This is a genomic window from Acinetobacter sp. YH01020 (assembly GCF_013420275.1).
GTDB lineage: Bacteria > Pseudomonadota > Gammaproteobacteria > Pseudomonadales > Moraxellaceae > Acinetobacter > Acinetobacter amyesii.
This window is the reverse complement of the sequence record NZ_VOYN01000004.1, coordinates 49,404-69,203: the sequence shown is the minus strand read 5'-3', so window position 1 is coordinate 69,203 and position 19,800 is coordinate 49,404. Positions and strand designations below refer to the sequence as shown.

Annotated in this window: 21 protein-coding genes and 1 pseudogene; 15 read left to right on the top strand and 7 right to left on the bottom strand. The window is 37.0% G+C overall.

The window, feature by feature from the left end:
• The first annotated feature begins 39 nt into the window (after nucleotides 1-39).
• From FTT85_RS02880 to FTT85_RS02865, 4 genes are all read left to right on the top strand, one after another.
• Nucleotides 40-321 (top strand): holin, encoded by a 282-nt coding sequence (locus FTT85_RS02880; RefSeq protein ID WP_180182851.1) that lies wholly within the window; start codon nucleotides 40-42, stop codon nucleotides 319-321.
• Nucleotides 318-1,091, top strand: coding sequence for an N-acetylmuramoyl-L-alanine amidase (locus FTT85_RS02875; RefSeq protein ID WP_180182794.1), 774 nt, complete (start codon nucleotides 318-320; stop codon nucleotides 1,089-1,091). The genes FTT85_RS02880 and FTT85_RS02875 overlap by 4 nt, the downstream gene beginning before the upstream one ends.
• Nucleotides 1,092-1,449: 358 nt before the next feature.
• Nucleotides 1,450-2,718 carry an AAA family ATPase gene (locus tag FTT85_RS02870; protein ID WP_218955417.1) on the top strand — a complete coding sequence of 423 codons (1,269 nt, stop codon included), beginning with the start codon at nucleotides 1,450-1,452 and terminating at the stop codon, nucleotides 2,716-2,718.
• On the top strand, nucleotides 2,715-3,770 hold the full coding sequence (locus tag FTT85_RS02865; RefSeq protein WP_180182792.1) for a hypothetical protein: 1,056 nt from the start codon (nucleotides 2,715-2,717) through the stop codon (nucleotides 3,768-3,770). The genes FTT85_RS02870 and FTT85_RS02865 overlap by 4 nt, the downstream gene beginning before the upstream one ends.
• Nucleotides 3,771-4,289: 519 nt before the next feature.
• Here FTT85_RS02865 and xseB read toward each other — a convergent pair.
• The 4 genes and pseudogenes from xseB to FTT85_RS02845 all read right to left on the bottom strand — a co-directional run bounded on the left by xseB (nucleotide 4,290) and on the right by FTT85_RS02845 (nucleotide 7,849).
• Complete coding sequence (gene xseB / locus FTT85_RS02860; RefSeq protein WP_180004957.1) at nucleotides 4,290-4,484, bottom strand: exodeoxyribonuclease VII small subunit; 195 nt, start codon at nucleotides 4,482-4,484, stop codon at nucleotides 4,290-4,292.
• A pseudogene (xseA, locus tag FTT85_RS02855) lies at nucleotides 4,474-5,754 on the bottom strand (exodeoxyribonuclease VII large subunit). Before xseA ends, xseB begins: the two are co-directional and overlap by 11 nt.
• A 136-nt stretch (nucleotides 5,755-5,890) precedes the next feature.
• Nucleotides 5,891-7,186 (bottom strand): Y-family DNA polymerase, encoded by a 1,296-nt coding sequence (locus FTT85_RS02850; RefSeq protein ID WP_180182791.1) that lies wholly within the window; start codon nucleotides 7,184-7,186, stop codon nucleotides 5,891-5,893.
• A 15-nt stretch (nucleotides 7,187-7,201) separates the two neighbouring features.
• Nucleotides 7,202-7,849, bottom strand: coding sequence for a LexA family transcriptional regulator (locus FTT85_RS02845; protein ID WP_180182790.1), 648 nt, complete (start codon nucleotides 7,847-7,849; stop codon nucleotides 7,202-7,204).
• A 298-nt stretch (nucleotides 7,850-8,147) separates the two neighbouring features.
• On the opposite strand from FTT85_RS02845, the gene FTT85_RS02840 reads away from it, so the two are divergent.
• The 10 genes from FTT85_RS02840 to FTT85_RS02795 all read left to right on the top strand — a co-directional run bounded on the left by FTT85_RS02840 (nucleotide 8,148) and on the right by FTT85_RS02795 (nucleotide 16,691).
• Entirely contained in the window at nucleotides 8,148-8,582 is a 435-nt protein-coding gene (locus FTT85_RS02840; protein ID WP_111884976.1) for an I78 family peptidase inhibitor, read from the top strand.
• Nucleotides 8,583-8,694: 112 nt separating this feature from the next.
• Entirely contained in the window at nucleotides 8,695-9,054 is a 360-nt protein-coding gene (locus FTT85_RS02835; RefSeq protein WP_078193938.1) for a hypothetical protein, read from the top strand.
• Nucleotides 9,055-9,358: 304 nt separating this feature from the next.
• Nucleotides 9,359-9,628, top strand: coding sequence for a hypothetical protein (locus FTT85_RS02830; RefSeq protein WP_078189189.1), 270 nt, complete (start codon nucleotides 9,359-9,361; stop codon nucleotides 9,626-9,628).
• Between the two features lie 296 nt (nucleotides 9,629-9,924).
• Nucleotides 9,925-12,564 carry a bifunctional aconitate hydratase 2/2-methylisocitrate dehydratase gene (locus FTT85_RS02825; protein ID WP_180182789.1) on the top strand — a complete coding sequence of 880 codons (2,640 nt, stop codon included), beginning with the start codon at nucleotides 9,925-9,927 and terminating at the stop codon, nucleotides 12,562-12,564.
• A gap of 77 nt (nucleotides 12,565-12,641) precedes the next feature.
• Nucleotides 12,642-13,463, top strand: coding sequence for a hypothetical protein (locus FTT85_RS02820; RefSeq protein WP_180182788.1), 822 nt, complete (start codon nucleotides 12,642-12,644; stop codon nucleotides 13,461-13,463).
• Between the two features lie 8 nt (nucleotides 13,464-13,471).
• A complete protein-coding gene (locus FTT85_RS02815) occupies nucleotides 13,472-13,687 on the top strand; it encodes a hypothetical protein (protein WP_078193934.1) in 216 nt (71 codons plus the stop codon).
• A gap of 205 nt (nucleotides 13,688-13,892) precedes the next feature.
• Nucleotides 13,893-15,116 carry a sodium/glutamate symporter gene (gene gltS / locus FTT85_RS02810; RefSeq protein ID WP_180182787.1) on the top strand — a complete coding sequence of 408 codons (1,224 nt, stop codon included), beginning with the start codon at nucleotides 13,893-13,895 and terminating at the stop codon, nucleotides 15,114-15,116.
• A 245-nt stretch (nucleotides 15,117-15,361) separates the two neighbouring features.
• Complete coding sequence (locus FTT85_RS02805) at nucleotides 15,362-16,066, top strand: tetratricopeptide repeat protein (RefSeq protein WP_180182786.1); 705 nt, start codon at nucleotides 15,362-15,364, stop codon at nucleotides 16,064-16,066.
• 203 nt (nucleotides 16,067-16,269) lie between these two features.
• Complete coding sequence (locus tag FTT85_RS02800; RefSeq protein WP_078193931.1) at nucleotides 16,270-16,482, top strand: DUF4177 domain-containing protein; 213 nt, start codon at nucleotides 16,270-16,272, stop codon at nucleotides 16,480-16,482.
• Complete coding sequence (locus tag FTT85_RS02795; protein ID WP_180004964.1) at nucleotides 16,479-16,691, top strand: hypothetical protein; 213 nt, start codon at nucleotides 16,479-16,481, stop codon at nucleotides 16,689-16,691. The genes FTT85_RS02800 and FTT85_RS02795 overlap by 4 nt, the downstream gene beginning before the upstream one ends.
• Before the next feature lie 85 nt (nucleotides 16,692-16,776).
• On the opposite strand, the gene FTT85_RS02790 is transcribed toward FTT85_RS02795, so the two are convergent.
• Both FTT85_RS02790 and FTT85_RS02785 read right to left on the bottom strand, forming a co-directional pair.
• Nucleotides 16,777-17,262 carry an Lrp/AsnC family transcriptional regulator gene (locus FTT85_RS02790; protein WP_078188537.1) on the bottom strand — a complete coding sequence of 162 codons (486 nt, stop codon included), beginning with the start codon at nucleotides 17,260-17,262 and terminating at the stop codon, nucleotides 16,777-16,779.
• Between the two features lie 216 nt (nucleotides 17,263-17,478).
• Nucleotides 17,479-18,339 carry an alpha/beta fold hydrolase gene (locus FTT85_RS02785; protein ID WP_180182785.1) on the bottom strand — a complete coding sequence of 287 codons (861 nt, stop codon included), beginning with the start codon at nucleotides 18,337-18,339 and terminating at the stop codon, nucleotides 17,479-17,481.
• A 174-nt stretch (nucleotides 18,340-18,513) separates the two neighbouring features.
• Here FTT85_RS02785 and FTT85_RS02780 point away from each other — a divergent pair, with 174 nt between their 5' ends.
• Nucleotides 18,514-18,975: a hypothetical protein gene (locus FTT85_RS02780; RefSeq protein WP_180182784.1), complete on the top strand. Its 462-nt coding sequence runs from the start codon at nucleotides 18,514-18,516 to the stop codon at nucleotides 18,973-18,975.
• Nucleotides 18,976-19,248: 273 nt separating this feature from the next.
• Here the strand turns inward: FTT85_RS02780 and FTT85_RS02775 are convergent, their stop codons facing one another.
• Entirely contained in the window at nucleotides 19,249-19,485 is a 237-nt protein-coding gene (locus FTT85_RS02775) for a hypothetical protein (RefSeq protein WP_078188534.1), read from the bottom strand.
• Between the last annotated feature and the right edge of the window lie 315 nt (nucleotides 19,486-19,800).

The following is a 19,800-nucleotide window of genomic DNA, read 5'->3' as shown; positions in this document are numbered from 1 at the left end:
CCGAAAGGTGCTTTTTTATTGCCAAAAATAGGGGGCTTCATGCAGGAGCATGAGAAAAATTTAATTCTGCTTATCGTTATTGGTGCAGCTATCGGCTTTGCAAAACTTCTTGTATCTGACGAAAAGCTATCATGGCGCTTAGCAATTGGCCGGACAATTTTAGGTTCAGCAACTTCAACTATTGCAGGTGCAATTGTTCTGCAAATTCCAGATATCAACCCATTAGCTTTGATAGCAATTGCATCAACGCTCGGCATTTTGGGAAGTACATTTATTGAAAACTGGCTTAAATCACAATCAACAAAGTGGAGTATCAAATGAAGTTAATCGATAACTGGAAACAGGCTTGGAAATTCAAGTCAGTACAAGTAGGCGCAGTAAGCGCCTTTTTTTATGCCCTGATTTTAATTTCAGAGCAATTTTTAAATATCTGGAATGTTATTCCACAGGAACTAAAAAACAAGATTCCTGAAAACATTGCAGAGTGGGTAGGTCTCTTTATTGGTGTGGCCACAGTGCTTGCACGCTTGAAAAAGCAGCCAGAGCTACACGATGTAAATCAATTTGTGACAATTACTGCAGGGCATAGCAATGCAGATCCGGGTGCTGTCAGCGGCAAATATAAAGAAGCTGAATTGGTGCGACAATTTCGAAATGCTGTAGCACATTATCTTGCAGCTGCAGGCCTGTCTTATAAAACTGATGGCGCAGGAACAATCAATCTCCCGCTTACAAATGCTATCGCATTGGCGAAAGGTGCATCGATCGCAATTGAATTCCACATGAATGCATCTGCAAACAGTCAAGCGAATGGAATAGAAACCATTGCACTACCCAAAGACAAAATCTTAGCGCAAAAGTTATCTAAAGCCGTGGCTGATGTTTTTGGCAGTCGATTGCGCGGCGATAAGGGGTGGATTGATCAATCACAGTCAGCCCGTGGAAAACTTGGATTTATCAATGCTGGTGGCTTGATTGTAGAGCTTGGATTTATTTCAAATGAAGATGAACTCGCTCGATTTAATGCGCGTTACTGGCTGGCTGCAAAAGCTGTGGCCAAAGTTCTAATTGACTATGAAAAGTGCAATTAAAGCTCTATTGCTGTGCCTCCTCCTATCAGGTTGCACAGCTCATTCAATTACGACGAATGTGAATGTGGGGATTTGTGTGAAGGCCCTCTGATAAAGGAATTTTATGAGCTAAACTATGTACAATCAGCCAAGTTTAGCTGATAAATGCAACGACCAAAAGAATGACCGCGAAAGATTTTAACAAGGATAGTTAAAGAATAATTGTACTGTAATCAAAAAAATAGATTATTATATAATTGATAATTAATGACATTGACTCTCATAAGAGAGATAGGATAATAAATCATCAAATCACAATTTCGTACTTTGTGTAACGTGATTTAAGCATAATCAAATAGAGAGAATCTTAATGATTTTTTTGAAAAACTCAAATTTTGTCGGGGTACACTCAGATAAAAGTGTAACTGAAATTTCTTATAATAAAAGAATGACAATTCTCACTGGTCACAATGGGGCAGGTAAGTCAACAATACTTAATGGCATATTTTTAGCGTTAGATGGGCTTGGTCAGAAAGTTCAGCGGCCACTTTTTTCTGCTAGAAAAGATTGGGGTGTTGAGCTAACGTTAGTAGATGATAATTTTTATGAAGATTATAAAAACTCTATACCAGGTATAAGTATTCCAAATAGTAGAGTAAATATTAATATTAAAAATATTATTACAAAACCTTATGATTTTGAAAGTGTGCAAAGAGTTTCACAAAAGGTAGCAGGAAAAGAAAATCTTGGAATCAGGGAATATTATGATTATTTGGTAAATGCATTAAGTGATAACCAAGAATCAATTAATATGACAAAAAAAATTGCTAGAGAAGAAAATTCAACTAATATTTTTGCTGTTAATGTTGGATTAGAAAATAGAGTCTATTTTGATGTAACTAGTGTTATGAATAATTATAACAAGGACTTACAATCTAATGTGAGAAAATTATCAGCAGCTTTTTATAAAGATGAACAATTTTTCTATACAAGAAGCTTAAATACACCAAATGATTTAAATGGTTTAGATGTATTTTCACAAAATAATAATCTGGATAAGTCAATATTTTTACTTTTAGCAGAGTTTAGAAGAAGTGTTATATCAAGTGATGATTCTTTGTCTGAAGATTTAGCAAATGAATATTTAAGATCAAAAGAAAAATTTGAAACATTTTCCAATAATGAAATTAAAATATTTTTCAATAAGTTGTTATCGAAAAAAAGGTTTACAGAAGATGCAAATTATTTCTTAGAAAAAATAAATCTATTTTTTGAACAGATTAATAAAAAAGTATGTTTATCGGATGATGGTTTAATTTATTTTAAAGAAACAATATATAAAAGAAGTGGTGATGAAGCAAAAGATATTCAATGGTATGATTGTTCAAAAGGAGAAAAAAACTTAATCTGTTTATTATTAATTGTCTTCTTATATAGAGACTCTAACACTATATTTATTTTTGATGAGCCAGATTTAGCTATGCATGTTGAATGGCAAAGAATCCTATTGAGTACTTTTCTAGATTTGGCTCCAAAATCACAATTTTTTATATCTACTCACTCACCAGCCTTAATTCCACGAAATATAGAAGATGTTGGATTTATTAATGTTACAAAGTTAAAAAATAGCGTGGAGTTTGAAGGGTGAGTGATATAGCATTTGAAGAATCAAGTGAATATTATGAAAACTTTGATTACTTTACAGATCAAAAGTATGTTAAAGTTTTGGTTGAAAATAAGAAAGATGTAAGATTGTGGAGCAATGCATTTCCTACTCTCGACAATTTAGCCTTTGATTTTGCTACAGCAATTGATATGTCAAATCACTTAAATATATTACCTGCTGAGGGTTGTAAGCAGTTAGATAAAATTGGTCATTATAATTTAGGTAAGTACCTCATTATTTGCAAAGACAGTGATTATAATTTTATTGTTTTTTTGATGAATAAAGCTTTGAATCCAAACTTAGGTGAGTATAAAAAGTCAGAGTATATTTTTGAAACTCTAGTTCATTCTGTGGAGAATATTGAATATTTTAAAGAATATGTTCAAAACTATTTGGCTAAAAAGGTTTATATCCATACATCTTTAATGTCGCAAAAAGCTCCTTGGTTGAATAGATTTTATATTGAATTTTCTAAAATTTTATATAAACCACTTTTACAGGCTATTTTCCATGATTTTATTTTTAATTCGAAAAATAGGAATCCTAAATATAATTTAAAATCACTTTATACAATTTTGCAAGATATTAAAAAAATTAAAATTAATAATCTTAGTTGTTTTAATGAAAATTTTTTCACTTGTAATGAGTGGAGATCATTGGAGCAAAAACTTAAGTCTTTTGAAAGCAATATTTCAAAACTTTTTACCACATATAATGCTAATAATGATTTTAATTTAATTATAGATTATCTAAGTAGTCATGGTGTTAATGAAAGTAACTGTTATATGTTTTTTAGGGGGCATGATTTAGAAAGTCTACTTAACGATATATTAACAACATATTTTAGTAAGCTATATGATAGCTATATTAATGCTGAGTGTGATAAGTTATCAGGTCAACAAAAAATAGATAAAAGGAAAGAACTGTTTAAAAGTAAGGGGCAATTTGATATAAAAAATGAACAACGAAATCTAGGAATTGTTGATCATTTTAATGAAACATTAAAATCTATACATAGTATGTATACACCCTAAAAGTTCTTTTTTAAATAGACTTTTCTTATTTAATTTAGTGGCTGAGTTTAATTTTATCAGCCACTCTAAAAGCTTCATTACTAAATGAAAACTTTTTAATTACCCACTATCTATAATATCAGCCTAATCCCACACTTCATTTCCTCACACCCCACCCAGACTCCTTCCTAAAAATCTCCCCATTCTTAATCGTGTGTTCTATGTAAAAGTAGGTCCATGTTTTCATATCCATCTCTTGTAGTTATTTTTCCCATCTAAATTATACCTGTATATAGTCATTAAAAAAATGTAGACTGATTTGTAGACTGTTGAATTATATTTGTAGACTACTAGTGGTTGTTAGTGCGAAGTGTTGCATATATACAATATATTTAAAAACAATGATCTACTGTTATTTACAACCAATCAGATTAAACGCAAAACAATGTTATCAGAACTGGCGCTTCTAAGTGAAGTAAAATTTGAGTATAAAAAACGCAGCTTAGGCTGCGTTTTTTATACAAATGATGAGCTGAGAAATCAATCTTTAAACGTATCATTCAGTGCCTGTTGTACCGCTTCAACACGAGACTTACAGGCTTTATAGGCTTGCATCGACTCTTCAACGATTTTCATAAGATTATCAATGTCGGGTTCTTGCTGAGATTCGAGTAATTCAGCATTACGTTTTAAAACTTCATAGCCTTCTTTAAAACTTAGTGTATCAGTCGTCATGATTTTTTACCTGTATATGTTGAATGTCAGCCGTGATGACACCGTCTTGCATTTCAATTTCAATCGGTGAATGCGTTGAAGGCTGAAGATTTTTCGTTGCACGAATGGCGTGACCTTGCTGTCGGACGATGGCATAACCTTTGGAGAGCACATGTGCAGGGTTTTGCAGCAAAGTCTCACGCATGAGTATTTCAATATTCTGTGCAGCTGTTTTAAGTTGTAACTGAGCAAAATAAGCAGTGTTATCTTGGTATTGTTGTAATAGCCGAGTTGAGTCATTGATTTGACTCTGTGCCAAGGTCTTAATGGCCTGTAGCAACTGATCATTTTGATTTTGATAAAGGGCAATTTGATGTTGTGAGCGTAGTTGAATGCTTTGTAATGCCTCTAAAACTTCCTGAGTTCGCTCAACAATATGATTACGAATCCCCCCAATCACTTTACTCGGGGTGTCGAAAGAACGATGTGTAATTTCATCTAAGATCGTACGGTCTTTTTCATGGCCGATACCGACCCAAATTGGCACGCTACGCTTAGATAGAAGTACAGCCAAATCATAATCATTCAGATAAGCAAGATCGTTAACAGCACCGCCACCACGAATAATCACGATCAAATCTGGCGCAGTTTGAAAGTCATTGGCCCATTGTCTTAAACCCAGTGCTAAAGCATCTCGGATACTTTGTGCTGCGGTATTTCCTTGAAAGGTGGCAGCATGATAGACAAATTCACACACGCCAGCATGTTGTAGTGTATCTGCATCTTTTTTAAAGTCACCTAAGCCAGCCGCATTTTCAGGCGCAATAACAAAGACATGCTGAATATCAAATGGCGCAGGCAAGTTTCGATTTTTATGAATCAGACCTTCGCTGGTGAGTTTTTCTAAAATTTGTTGATAGCGTCGAGCCAGATCACCCAAAGTAAAACTCGAATCAATTTCTTCGATATTGACTGAAAAGCCGTACTGCGGGTCAAATTTGGCACGCACTTTAACCAAGACATTTAAGTCACGACTGAGCTCAATGCCGCTTTCACGTTCAAATTTTCCGACAACTTTATTTGCAGTAAATTTCCAAATTGTGGCCTTACAACTGGCAATGACTCTATGACTTTCTTATTCTTTTTCAGCCAATTCTAAATAGTAATGTCCACCTTTGATGTTTAAATTTCGAATCTCGGCTTTGACCCACACGGCATCATCAAAAGCCAATTGAATGACTTCTTTGACCGCAGATAGGTATTCGCTCAGCGTTAATTGAACATCAGACATAATTTAAAATAGGAGAATATACAAATGAATATTCATTTAAATACTAAATAAATATTCAGCAATTGCAAATGATCATTTCGGTTAAAACAGCAGACATTATCAACGCCACTACAGCGTAGCGTTTCAATCAAACGTTTCATTTCACACGGAGCAGTTCGTTCCAATTACTCAGGTAAGCGGGGGAACACAGATTTTTTTTCATCCGCCATGTTGCAGCATCGTCCTGCGTTAAGCCGATCGAGACAAAATGATGCCCAAATTTTTTTTGAATATCGTCGATGGTGTCGGACAGTTTCAAACGGCTTTGTCTTAACGCCATATCGCAAAACAAATCTGGGGTAAAGTTTTGTTTTGGAATGATTTCTAATAACACCACACCGGCTTTTTTATATTTAAATCCCGCTTTAAAGATTTTTTCGGCGGCACGCGTTGCTGCTTGGGTGATACTAATTAAGTCATCGGTATGCTCATTCAGTGTAATGGCCAGATAAGGTGCGTATTTTTCAGTAGAATTAAAGCGACTCGTTTGAATAAACACTCCCACCATACGACATAGAGAATGATCTGCTCTTAAACGTGTGACGGCTCGCGCGATATATACACGAATAGAGGCTTTAATATCTTCCAGTTCGTAGACTGGCTGACCATAGGAACGACTACTGATAATTTGCTGTTTGCTCGGTGCTTCTTCTTCAATAGACAGACAAGATAGACCTTGCAGTTCCAAGACGGTTTTTTCCATCACCACACTAAATTTTTTTCGAATATCTTTAGGCTGTGCATTGATCAGATCTAAAACATAATGAATGCCAAGCTGATTCAGGGCTTTTGTATGATTGCGACCGACGCCCCAAACTTCATTGACTGGTGTCTGCGCAAGGAGTTGTTCTGAGGAACAAGGGTCCATTTCAACTAAATTGCACACACCGTTCAAATAAGCATTTTTTTTGGCAAAATGGTTGGCCATTTTGGCTTCCGTTTTAGAGCGACCAATCCCGACACAGCAGGTTAAACCTAGCCATTTTAGGATCGTATCTCGTATTTCTTTAGCATATAGGCTCAAATCAAACAGTTCTTGATAGGCAGTGAAATCTAAAAAACACTCATCGATCGAGTAAACTTCACGGTCTTCGGGGCCGACATACATGCCTAAAATATTCATAAATCGATTAGACATTTCGGTGTAGAGAGCATAGTTACTCGACAACACCTGAACATGATGCTGTTGGATTAAATCCTGAATTTGATAGACCGGCACAGCCATTTTAATCCCGAGGTCTTTGGCTTCCTGACTTCGAGATACAACACAGCCATCGTTATTGGACAGCACGACGACAGGGACATTATTGAGCTTTGGGTTAAAGACACGCTCGCAACTGACGTAGCAGTTGTTGAGGTCAACTAACGCAAATATTTTATTTTCAGCTTTCATGACGAATTCTTGTGTTTAGGTGTGTGATGAGCGCTTATAAAATTGCTTTAAATTAAAAGTCACAACACCCTGAACAACGATAGATTCGCTATCTGAAGGGATAATATGCGCATAGGCAGGGTTTTCTGCTTTCAGCCAAATTTGGGGTAAGACTTTATTAGGGTCACCAAAAATGTCGGCAATTTCTTCTTTTGACATTTTCGCGGTGATCATCAAACGCTTTAAGGTGATTTCACGATTATCAATTAGTGCGACTACGATATCGCCATGTTTGGCTTCTAAGCTTCGATCCACCAAAAAAGTATCATTAATTTCAAAGCCAGCATTGAGTAAAGACTCGCTATCGACATGCGCAATAAATGTAGCGAGCGGGTTAATTACCAAATAATCATTTAGGTCTAAGACTTTTTCAAAAACATCTTTATTGGCGAAAGCTGGGCCAGCAGGAATACGTTCCAAGGCAACGGGAAGTTCAATACGGGTATTTTTCTGAACAGGCTGAACATTGAGCGAAGAATCCAAAAATGGATCCATAGATAGTTTTTGAGATTGCCTTTCAAGCAGGGCATTGATGGTGGGACTGGGTTTGCCATCTGCGCCCATGAGCTGTTGCAAAGACGACCAAGCTTCGTCCGAAAAATAAATCGGCAGTTTTTTTGACATATTTTGCTCCTACGCAACGTGGCGTGTTTGAAGAAAAGTACTTTTTTAGCATACGCGTTGAGCAGGTCATTTTTCAAATTTATAAAACCTTTAAAATCAAAGCTGCGACAAGTTTAGTCGTTTTAAATATTGCAAAAATCATCATCAGTTCAAAGAAAATGACGTTCTGTATTTTGAACATAGGGCACATTGCTGCCTAATTACAGAAAGTGGAATGACAACTAAAAATTTCAATAAACAACTCGTTTATTTACCACAAACTTGGTAAGTTAAATTTTTATATTCAGAAATAGACTTAATGAAAAATATATGGATTTTAGCTGCACTGACAGCATTTATGGCGGGTTGTAGCACAACACAGCAAACTGAAACGACACCAGAAAAAATTGGTATGGCAAATCCAGCCAGCCAGTATTGTGTAGAACAAAAAGGTAAACTTGAAATTCGTGATGAAGCAAATGCTCAGGTCGGGTATTGTCATCTGCCAAACGGACAAGTGGTTGAAGAGTGGGCATTATTCCGTAGTAGCCAAACTGAATGTGTCGCGGATAAAGCCAAGACGCTGATTGGCCAAGCAAAATTGACTGAAGATCAGATCAAGGCGATTAGCCAAGCTCAAATTGTCCGTTTAGTCAAACCTGGGCAGCCAGTAACAATGGATTATCGTGTAGAGCGCGTCACCGTCACTGTAAATCCAATCAATCAAAAGATTATTCAAGCAACTTGTGGTTAATTTAAACGCATAAAAAAGGCCCGAAAGGGCTTTTTTTGTTTGTTCGGTTGCGACTAATTTAAATGACAAATCCATTACGATCTTTTATATTGCCCCTCGTAAGGAGAAGTTCATGAAAAAGTTATTTGCTTTATCCGTTATGGTGGCTTTGGTCGGCTGTGCTGAAAAAAAACCATTAACCCCTGAAGAGCAGTGGCAGGGTTACTGCCGCAGTGTAGGTAATGCTGCACGTACGATTATGTTAGATCGTCAAAATGCAATTGAAAAAGACAAAGCAGTTGAGCATGCCAACAAAATTGAGGATGAAACCACCAAAGGATTTATCCTGAACATCATTGATGAAGTTTATGCCTTGCCGCAAGCTGAGATTAATACTGATGTTGAAAAAGCACGTGAAAAAATTCGTGCTGAGTTTACTGAAAAATGTATCGCAACACCGCATACTGAAATGCCAGATTACAAACCGTTCTAAGGAACGGTTTTTTTATGCGAGAAAGCGCGTAAAGTAAAACCTAAAGGCTGTATTTATCAGTTGCCAGTTATAAATGGCAATATCCAACAATCCGTCGTTTATCTATATGATGGAGTTCATACTTATTTTGCGGATGCATATTTCTCTTCGGGTTATTTGGAGCATGAGATGCCTAAAGATTTAAAAATAGCCTAAGCAGAGCGAAATACAAATTGTGACAACTTGCTAAATCATAAATATAGAAAAGCAAATCTTTTTAATGAATAATGAAATGGAGAATAAAAAAACAGTAGAGGGGCAGAATATGGACGTTATAGGTTATATGCATCACTCAGATCTACTCCTAGAAGATGAACAAGGCGTAGCAATTATCGGTGGTGGGAACTACGTGCTCAGCATTGGGGATAAAGTCACATTACGCCAAAAAGTAGATGAATTTTCTCAACGCTATTTGGTTGATATCAGCTTTGCAAGTAATCAACATCAAACCACATGTCAGGACGAATGGTGCCTCAGATTTACAGGCGATCGAGCAGAACTTCAGCAATATATCACTGCAACCACTGTACACTAAGGTGGAATATCCAATACTGATAAAAACAGGCAACATTTAGTTGCCTTTTTTTGATGGTTAATTTTAGTCAAAAGTTAATATGCGCAAGAAAAGCGTGTTCTAAGTATTGATTTTGCTTAATGTATAAACGATATGAGGATCATTTATTTATAAAATAACGGGCATCACGAAGAAACACTTGTAGTGCATTAACTTTTAACTGGAATTTTAGTAAAATTTAGCAGTCCATATTATTTGCGTAGCTTTATTTAAAGCAGGAATACGTAAATAATTTTTTAAAAAAGAGGAATAACACCGTGCTAGAAGCTTACCGCCAACACGTTGAAGAACGTGCCGCACTCGGAGTCCCACCGAAGCCACTTGACGATGCTCAAACAGCTGCATTAGTTGAATTATTAAAAAACCCACCAGCTGGCGAAGAAGCATTTTTAGTTGATTTACTAGAAAACCGTGTTCCAGCGGGTGTTGACCAAGCTGCATACGTTAAAGCTGCTTTTTTAGCTGCTTTGGCAAAAGGCGAAGCGACTTCTCCATTAGTAACTAAAGAACGTGCGGTTTACCTACTAGGTACTATGCTTGGTGGTTATAACGTTGCTCCTTTAGTTGCACTTCTTGATGATGCAGAGCTTGCTGAATTAGCTGCTGAAGCACTTAAGAAAACTCTTCTTGTATTTGATGCGTTCCACGACGTTGCTGATAAAGCAAAAGCGGGCAATGCAAATGCACAAGCAGTTATGCAATCTTGGGCTGACGCTGAATGGTTCACTAGCCGTAAAGATGTTCCTGAAGAAATTAAACTTACAGTTTTCAAAGTAACTGGCGAAACTAACACAGACGACTTGTCACCTGCACAAGACGCGTGGAGCCGTCCAGACATTCCGTTACACGCTAACGCAATGCTTAAAAACGTACGTGACGGTATCAACCCAGAAGTTCCTGGTGAAGTTGGTCCACTTAACCAAATTAAAGACCTTATCGCGAAAGGCAACCAAGTTGCTTACGTAGGTGACGTTGTTGGTACTGGTTCAAGCCGTAAGTCAGCAACTAACTCTGTACTTTGGTTCTTCGGTGACGAAATTGCTCACATCCCGAACAAAAAAGACGGTGGTTACTGCTTAGGTTCTAAAATCGCTCCGATTTTCTTCAACACAATGGAAGATGCTGGTGCATTGCCAGTAGAAATCGATGTTCAAAACATGAACATGGGCGACGAAATCACGCTTAAAATCGACCACGCTGCTGCTAAAGTTACTGCGTTCAAAGACGGCGCTCAAATCGCTGAATCTGAACTTAAAACTCCAGTTCTTCTAGACGAAGTACGTGCTGGTGGCCGTATCAACCTTATCGTTGGACGTGGTTTAACAACTAAAGCTCGTGAAGCTCTTGGTCTTGCACCTTCAACTTTATTCCGTACTCCAGTTCAACCTGCAGCTACTGGTAAAGGCTTCACTCAAGCTCAAAAAATGGTTGGTCGCGCTTGTGGTCTTCCTGAAGGTCAAGGTGTACTTCCAGGTACTTACTGCGAACCTAAGATGACGACTGTTGGTTCTCAAGATACAACAGGTCCAATGACTCGTGACGAACTTAAAGATCTTGCTTGCCTAGGCTTCTCTGCTGACCTAGTTATGCAATCTTTCTGTCACACAGCTGCGTATCCAAAACCAGTTGACGTTCAAATGCAACACTCGCTTCCTGATTTCATCATGAACCGTGGTGGTGTATCACTACGTCCAGGTGACGGTATTATTCACTCTTGGTTAAACCGTATGCTTCTTCCAGATACAGTAGGTACTGGCGGTGACTCACATACTCGTTTCCCAATCGGTATTTCTTTCCCAGCGGGTTCTGGTCTTGTAGCGTTTGCTGCTGCAACTGGCGTTATGCCACTAGACATGCCTGAGTCTGTTCTTGTTAAGTTCAAAGGTAAAATGCAACCTGGTATCACTCTACGTGACCTAGTACATGCGATTCCTTACGTTGCGATTCAACAAGGCGACTTAACTGTAGAGAAAAAAGGTAAGAAGAACATCTTCTCTGGTCGTATCCTTGAGATCGACCTTACAGAAATGGAAACGGACCTTACTGTTGAGCAAGCGTTCGAACTTTCTGACGCATCTGCTGAACGTTCAGCTGCTGGTTGTTCTATCACGCTTTCTGAAGAGAAAGTTGCTGAATACCTTAAATCAAACATTACTATGTTGAAATGGATGATTTCTGAAGGTTATGGCGATGCTCGTACTATGGCGCGCCGTGTAGAAAACATGGAAAAATGGTTGGCTAACCCATCACTTCTTAAAGCTGATGCTGACGCTGAATACACTAAAGTGTATGAAATTGACCTTTCTACAATTACTGAACCAGTTCTTTGCTGCCCGAACGACCCAGATGACGCTAAATTGCTTTCTGACGTTGCTGGTACAAAAATTGACGAAGTATTCGTTGGTTCATGTATGACTAACATCGGTCACTTCCGTGCAGCTGGTAAACTTCTAGACAAAGTTCCTGGTGGTTCTTTATCTACTCGTCTATGGTTGGCTCCTCCAACTCGTATGGACGAACGTCAATTGATGGAAGAAGGTTTCTATAACATCTATGGTAAAGCTGGCGCTCGTACAGAAATGCCAGGTTGTTCATTATGTATGGGTAACCAAGCACGTGTAGCTCCGAACACTACTTGTGTATCGACTTCTACTCGTAACTTCCCGAACCGTCTAGGTCAAGGTGCGAACGTTTACTTAGCTTCTGCTGAGCTTGCTTCTGTTGCTGCTGTACTTGGTAAATTACCAACTCCAGCTGAGTACCAAGAATACGCAGCTCAAATTGATAGCATGTCTGCAGACATCTACCAATACTTAAGTTTCGACAAAATGAGCGACTATACTGACGCTTCTAAAGATGTTGATACTAAGAAAATTGCTGCTGCTCAATTAAGCTAAGTTATTGAAAAATAATTTTAATTGAGTTAAAAATAAGGGCTGATTAATCAGCCCTTATTTTTTGAGAATAATTATTAATGGAATTATCAAATTTATCAGTTTGGTTTTTTAGTACATTAGGTTCTACAGGTTTGCTTGTTGGCATTGGATATTTGTCTAAAGATATTATTTTTAAGTACTATGAAAAGAAAATTAATATTAAATTTGAAAAAGAAATGGAAGAATTTCGACAAAAAATAAGAGAAAAAGACAGTCATGTAGCGTTAATAAATAATTATTTAACTGATTTAGAAACAAATCGTTCAAAAGTAAGAAATGATAAGCAATTAATTGCTGCGGAAGATTGTTTAAAATTAATAAAAATATTTAATAAAACAAATTTCCTGATTCAAATGCTAATAAGAATTAATTTTAAAAAAGTATATGCTGAAAAAAGAGAATTAGAATTACAAGAGGTTGGTGAGCAGCTATACCGTGACTGTAATATTGAAAATATTTTAAAAGAAATTAAAGACTTAAATAGTCATTTTATAGACCTTTATTTAGATCGTGAAAGTTTAAATAGTTTGCGTATTTTTCAGGGAATAACAGTTACTGCAATAACATTAATAGCGGCTTTTAAAGACAAAACTACAGAATTTTTAAAAAAAGAAGATAAAGAACTTGTTGAATTAATAATTAAATACTTACCAAGTACTAAAAGTTCCTTTGAGAAATATGGTGACGAGTATATGTTTATTTGGCACGATTATTTTTATGAGAAAACTTTAATCTCATTACGTAGTTTTGTTAGTGGTAAAAAAATAAATGATGATATCGTCAATATTCAAAAAATAACAATGACAACTAGAAAAATTTATAATAATTTACCTGATGATTTAAAATTTCAAAGAAGTTGAAGTAATCAATGCCCAAACAATCCCGCTTCCTCTGCATAGGTGGTTTCCTTAACGGAACCCAAGTCAAAGATCAAGGCGAAAGCTTTGTTTGCGTCGAAAATGGCAAACAGATGACTTACCACAAAAAAGAAATCTTTAACCAAGATGCGTGGGATCAAGATTACTATGTCTGTGAAACCACCAGTGATAAAGAAGCGCATAACTGGGTATTCGATATCAAATAATGTCTCAAAATTCCTGTTTTTCAGTCATAAACGACCAATGCTCAGCACATCACATACGCTGAGTATTTTTATTTATTTCACTTATTAGGCTTCAAAAATGTGTAGTAGAAGAAGGGGGGTAAATAGCTTATTTACATTTTTCTAGCTGAAAAAATCAAATAATTATGTAAAAAGATAAATAAAATTGAGCACTTAAGATTAAATTATGAATTATGAGATAGATGCTTTTTTGACAATTGTCGTGGCGGTTTTGGTTTTATTTATCGGTTATTTCTTCATACACAAAATTTCCATCCTGAAAAAATACAACATTCCTGAACCTGTAGCAGGCGGTTTGGTCGCTGCGATTATCACATTTATATTATTTAAAAACTTTAATATCACCGTAAATTTTGATGCCAAAATTCAGCAAATATTCATGTTGATGTTCTTTACCTCTGTAGGCTTGAGCGCAAGTCTTGGAAAACTTAAAGAAGGTGGAAAGGCACTGGTACTGTTTTTAGGCTGTGTCATTGTATTTGTCATACTGCAAAACATCGTCGGAATCAGCTTGGCCAAAGTTTTGGGACTAGATCCACTCATCGGCTTAATTACAGGTTCCGTTACGCTTACGGGCGGTCATGGTACAGCAGGCGCATGGGGCACAGTCTTTGAACAAGATCATGGCATACAAGGTGCAGTCGTACTCGGTATGGCAAGTGCAACCTTCGGCTTGGTGATTGGAGGCATAATGGGCGGGCCAGTGGCGAAATTCCTCATCCGCCGTTTTCAGTTGGCAGAAGAACTTGTACCGACATCAGGGCGTAATGAAGCACCGCCTGCATCTGAAACGGCACCATTCGAATATCCTGAAAAAACTCGTTTAATTACCGCAGATGATGCCGTCAAAACGATGGGGATGTTTGCCGTCTGTATCAGCTTTGCTTATTTCATGACAGAGTTTGCTCGTGGACAGTGGTTTGAATTACCTACCTTCGTTTGGGCTTTAGCGTGTGGTGTATTTTTAAGAAACACCCTTGAACTTGGCTTTAAAATTGAAATGTTTGATCGCTGTATCGATGTATTTGGTAACGCATCCTTGGCATTATTTTTATCCATGGCGCTGATGTCATTGCAGCTCTGGTTATTGGCAGATCTTGCAGGCCCGCTGGTGATTATTTTACTGGTACAAACCCTCGTTTTAGCACTGTATCTGTACTTTGTAACTTTTAGGATCATGGGAAAAAGCTATGACGCAGCCGTACTTTGTGCAGGGCAATGTGGTGTAAATTTGGGTGCAACACCGACAGCGATTGCCAATATTCAGGCAGTGACCAATACCTATGGGCCATCACATAAAGCCTTTTTGATTATTCCTTTGACAGGGGCATTCTTTGTAGATATTGTCAATGCTGTGGTCATTCAGGCAACGATAGGCTTCTTTGGTTAATACTATATATAGCTTTAAAAAATGCTAAAGCATCTAGATAGAGTGCTTTAGCATTTCATTTTTCACCATCTTATTGATCAAGAATAATAAACAATGAAAGTTTTAAAATATCATTTACCTTACATCAAATTGTTCATGCTATTTGTATTAACAGCACTTCCATTTTCTATAACCTTTTCAGCCGAAATTGATGTCCAAAAGACCATCATTCAAGCGAAAAATAACGATAACAGGCGCTGTATGATTTGGCTGTACTGAAACATATGGGGCTAGAAGGTGTGGAGATTAATCTGCCTGAAGCCATAGCGCTGTATAAGCGTGCTTCTGCCTTAGGGCACCGCTCTGCAAATCAAAATTTGGGATTGATGTATTACAAAGGTGTCGGTGTAAACGTAGATTATGTAGAAGCTGCAAAATGGTTTGAGATTGGTGCTGAAAGAAATTTAGATGATTCAAAGCGTATGCTTTTGATCATGAATAAATATGAACTCATTCCAAGAAATGATAAAAAATTGGAAAGTCTATTGATTGAATTTGCTCATAAAGGCAAGCAAGAAGATATCGAACAATTGGCCGACTATTATTACTATACAAAGAATGATCTACTGCTTGCAGAAAAGCCTACAGTACTTTTAGCAGAAAAAGGATTGGCAAAATATCAGCATCGCTTAGGCATGATTTATTATAGAGGTACAGATGGAAAGCCAAATTATAAAAAGGCTTATCCGTGGTTTTTAAAGGCTGCGGAAGCAAATGATTTGAACGGAAAAATTAGCGTAGCAAATTTTTATTTAGGTGGGCTAGGCGTACAGCGAGATTTTGAAAAAGCTGCTGCATGGTTTAATTCGGCTTATGAGCAAGACCCTGTGAAAACATGTGAAATTCACAGTCTTGTTTTGTCAAAATTGAACAATGAAATACAACAATGTGAGCTAAGTAGAAAACAATAAAAAGCCCCATGGTTAGGGGTTAGTCGTATCACTCGCGTGATACTCATATAAGGCTCATCTCATACTGTGTATATTAAAGCATAAAATTGAAAAAAATGCTGAGTAAATTGACATTTCAAACTTGGTTGTTTTAGGAAAAAGCGATCGCTATACTTTGCCATGAACATTTGTTCAATTCACTATAACCATAAAGAACTATATTGATGAAAGAATATAAAGTTGTTATCTATCAAGAAGGTATGCTGGGATCTTTGCTGCTTGGCTCTTCAAAAGTTGATCCTGTTAAATTCACCAATTTTTTAAATCAAAATGCACAGCAAGGTTGGGCGGTGATTACGATGGAAAAGGATATCCGTCGTATGCTGCTTTTTTGGAAGCGCGAAGCTTATGTAGTTGTTTTGGAGAGAGAAAAATGAAATACGGTGTCTTTAGTGCACTTATTATTTCAGTTTTATGGGGTTTATTAGCCATCGCTCAATTATGGTTTGAGTTGCTCAGTGTCGAAGTATTTACCAAACTAACCGTCACAGTAGCGATCTTAGAAGCCATCATTATTATTGCAACATTGGTCATACGTGAGTATTTGACAGATAAAAAATTGAAAAAAGATGGCTATATAGATTAGAACACATAAATAGGGCAATTGGGTGCTGAGCTCAATTGCCTTAAAATTTTAAAGTCATTTTATAGATTAGATCTATATTGACTCATTACTCAATCATCATGAGGTCAGCACTGCTGGCAGATTTTAATTGTCGTAGCGCAAAAATGGAGCGGGTATGGCGTATACCTTTCATAGAATATAAATTTTTACGTAAAAAACGCTCATAGTGTTCAGCATTTTTAACTGCAACTTTCACCAAATAATCATAATCGCCAGTGACTAAATGTGCTTCTACCACTTCTGGCATATTGGCTAAAGTTTCACTAAATTGATCTAAAATTTCATCGTCGTGACGTTCTAATGTAATTTCAATAAAGAATAATTCATTGATCCCAATCGATTTTGGGTTGATGTTGGCTGTATAGCCGTCGATAATTTTTAAATTTTCTAGACGCTTTAAGCGTGTCCAACACGGCGAAGAGGAGAGACCAACACGTTCAGAAAGCTGGGCTATGGTGAGTCGTCCATCTTCTCTTAATGCGGATAATATTAAACGATCAATTCTGTCGAGGTTGTGTCGTGCTTCACTCATGCCAAAATAGAATATAATTGAGAAAAAATAGTTATATCATTTTTTGCAATGGTCGGCTGATGAAAATAAGTACACTTGGACGTTCAGTGCAGATTTTAAAGATAGAAAAATAAATTATGTAAGGTGTCAGGCAGTTTGAATGAATCTAAAAGTAGAAATTATTGTGCAGTCCATAAAAAGACCACTCAGCCGGATTACTGACTGAGTGGCAAAAACTTAAGCGTGTAACTGTTGTTCAATGATCGGCCATAGGTTTTGATGTGACGATTTAAACATCAACATATGTCCGATGGCTTTATGACCTGTTTCTTTCGGTTTTAACTCAATCATTTGAGTCAAAGCATTCGGGTATAAACGCAGCAAGTCTTTGACATTGGCTTCCGTAGCGATTTCATCATCAGAGCTCCATACGGCAGTGATCGGACAGCTCACCTGTTGATGAAAATCATGCTGAACAGTTTTGCCTAAGGCATTGATGACATAACCGGGTTTGCTACAAAATTCAGCCCATTCACGAGCAACATCTTTTGGTAAATTTTCACCCATACCAATCGCATTGGTCGGACCATAGCCAATGGTATAGCGTGCAATCGGGAAGATCACATTAAACATCACCGGAGCTAAAAGCTTGGTGCGACCTTTAAGATCTTTGACATGTCCCGTAGAGCCAGAAACAGCAACCACTTTGGCAACTTTGTCATAATTTGGCACGATACCTAATAATTGTCCGCCTGCACTATGACCGAGTAATATGACTTTAGGCGCCTGCGTTTTACTGATCAAAGCGTCGATTGCCGCAGGGATATCAAGCTGCCCCCATTGCACAATACTTGCTGTCGATTGTTTTAAAGGACTATGTAGCGACTCACCAATACCACGAAAATCAAAAACTAAAACGTCATAGCCTTGTTGGCTCAACCATGTTGCATAGCTATTATAAAATTGCTTGGTAATGCCTGTGGCTGGACAAATCAACACAGGTAAAACCTGTTTGAGCTCTGTCTGGTGCGGATAAAAGCGCGCACTCAGTGAATAACCGTCTTGGCAATGAATCGTGAGTTTTTCAGATGATGACATGATTCAAACTTCATGGGTGTGTTCCGATGACTCTAATTTACACAAGTTCCAAAAAGAAACCTGAAAAGAGTATGACTCTAAAGTCATGTCATAACAGGTTTGAAGCAAGTACTATTGCAGTAGGAATACAGATAAAAATAATGCGTGTAATTGAATAATGGATTTGAATTAAAAATGGATATATTTCAACTTTCAAGTGCAGTAAAAATTGCGATAGTTTTTAGTGGGATTTATTTATGGGTAGGTATGCTCACGGGGGTGTGGAAATATGCACAAATAAGACATTCTGAACTGGCACGTGCGCATTATTATGTCGATATTGCACATCGGAGCAGTTTGTTATACGCCCCAGCAACGCTCATTTTGGCGGTATTGGCCTATTTTTCAGCACTTTCACATACACTCAATTTACTCTTTGTAATCATCAATTTGTTCTTTTTTAGCTTTTCGATTTTAAGTTATGTACTGCATGGCTATTTAGCCGATACCACCAATCAATTTAAAGTCCCGCACGTCTTAGGCAAATGGCATTTACCTAAATGGATGATGAGTATGGCAATGCTTGGATTGGTGATAGGCGAGTTAATTGCAACACTCGGATTGCTCTTCGGAGTCATCGTTAAATTTTGGTTTTAAACAAAGCAATATCAATTAGAAATGGTTTGCATGAGATTGGAAGCTAATCAAGAACTAAAAGCTTTTAAAGTGCAGACGATGGCTATGTAGAAGAATTTATAAAACAAAATTTGAAGTTAAATAGAATCGAAAATTCATGAGAAAAGGCTGATGATTTTCTGGTTATTTTAGGGATTATTTGTATTGTTTTTTAAAATGGATTGAATAATCGAGAAGGTAGGGGTGGCATCTTTTCTTTTTTCAAGATGGATGATGCCTCATCCATCTTCTAACTTAAAATTCTGTTGATTTTTGCTTTCGATATTTGTGGTCAATGACTGCCCATAAATAAAAGGCTACCGAGACAATAAGAGCATAAGCAAAGTATTCAGGTCTTAAATTTCCTTGTATTAAGCCTTGAATAAGTAGTGTCAGCATGAGAGCAATAGTGGTGCTTGTATAGGTCACCATGTTCTTATTTGCCTTCAGAGCGTTAATGAAGAATTGCTTTTTGAAATGTACTGATAACATCTCCACCCCTCCTTGTTGTTGTTTCGCCAAAACCCATGATTTTGGTCAGGTTTGAACTACTGTTGTACTTCGAAACTAGAAGTATTTCAATAGCAAATGTCATTATTTTGTCATAAAACTATGTTAGATCATCGTATAAGAATAATCATTTTATTCATATACTAAATATTATGAATCTAAAGGTGTTGACTGGTGAGTAAAAGGGTCAATGCATAATATCTATGTATGAATAAGCAATATATATACCAACACGGGTATATCGGCTTTATGACACGAAACCGCCTAGCTTACAGTCTGAATCGGGCTTAATCATGG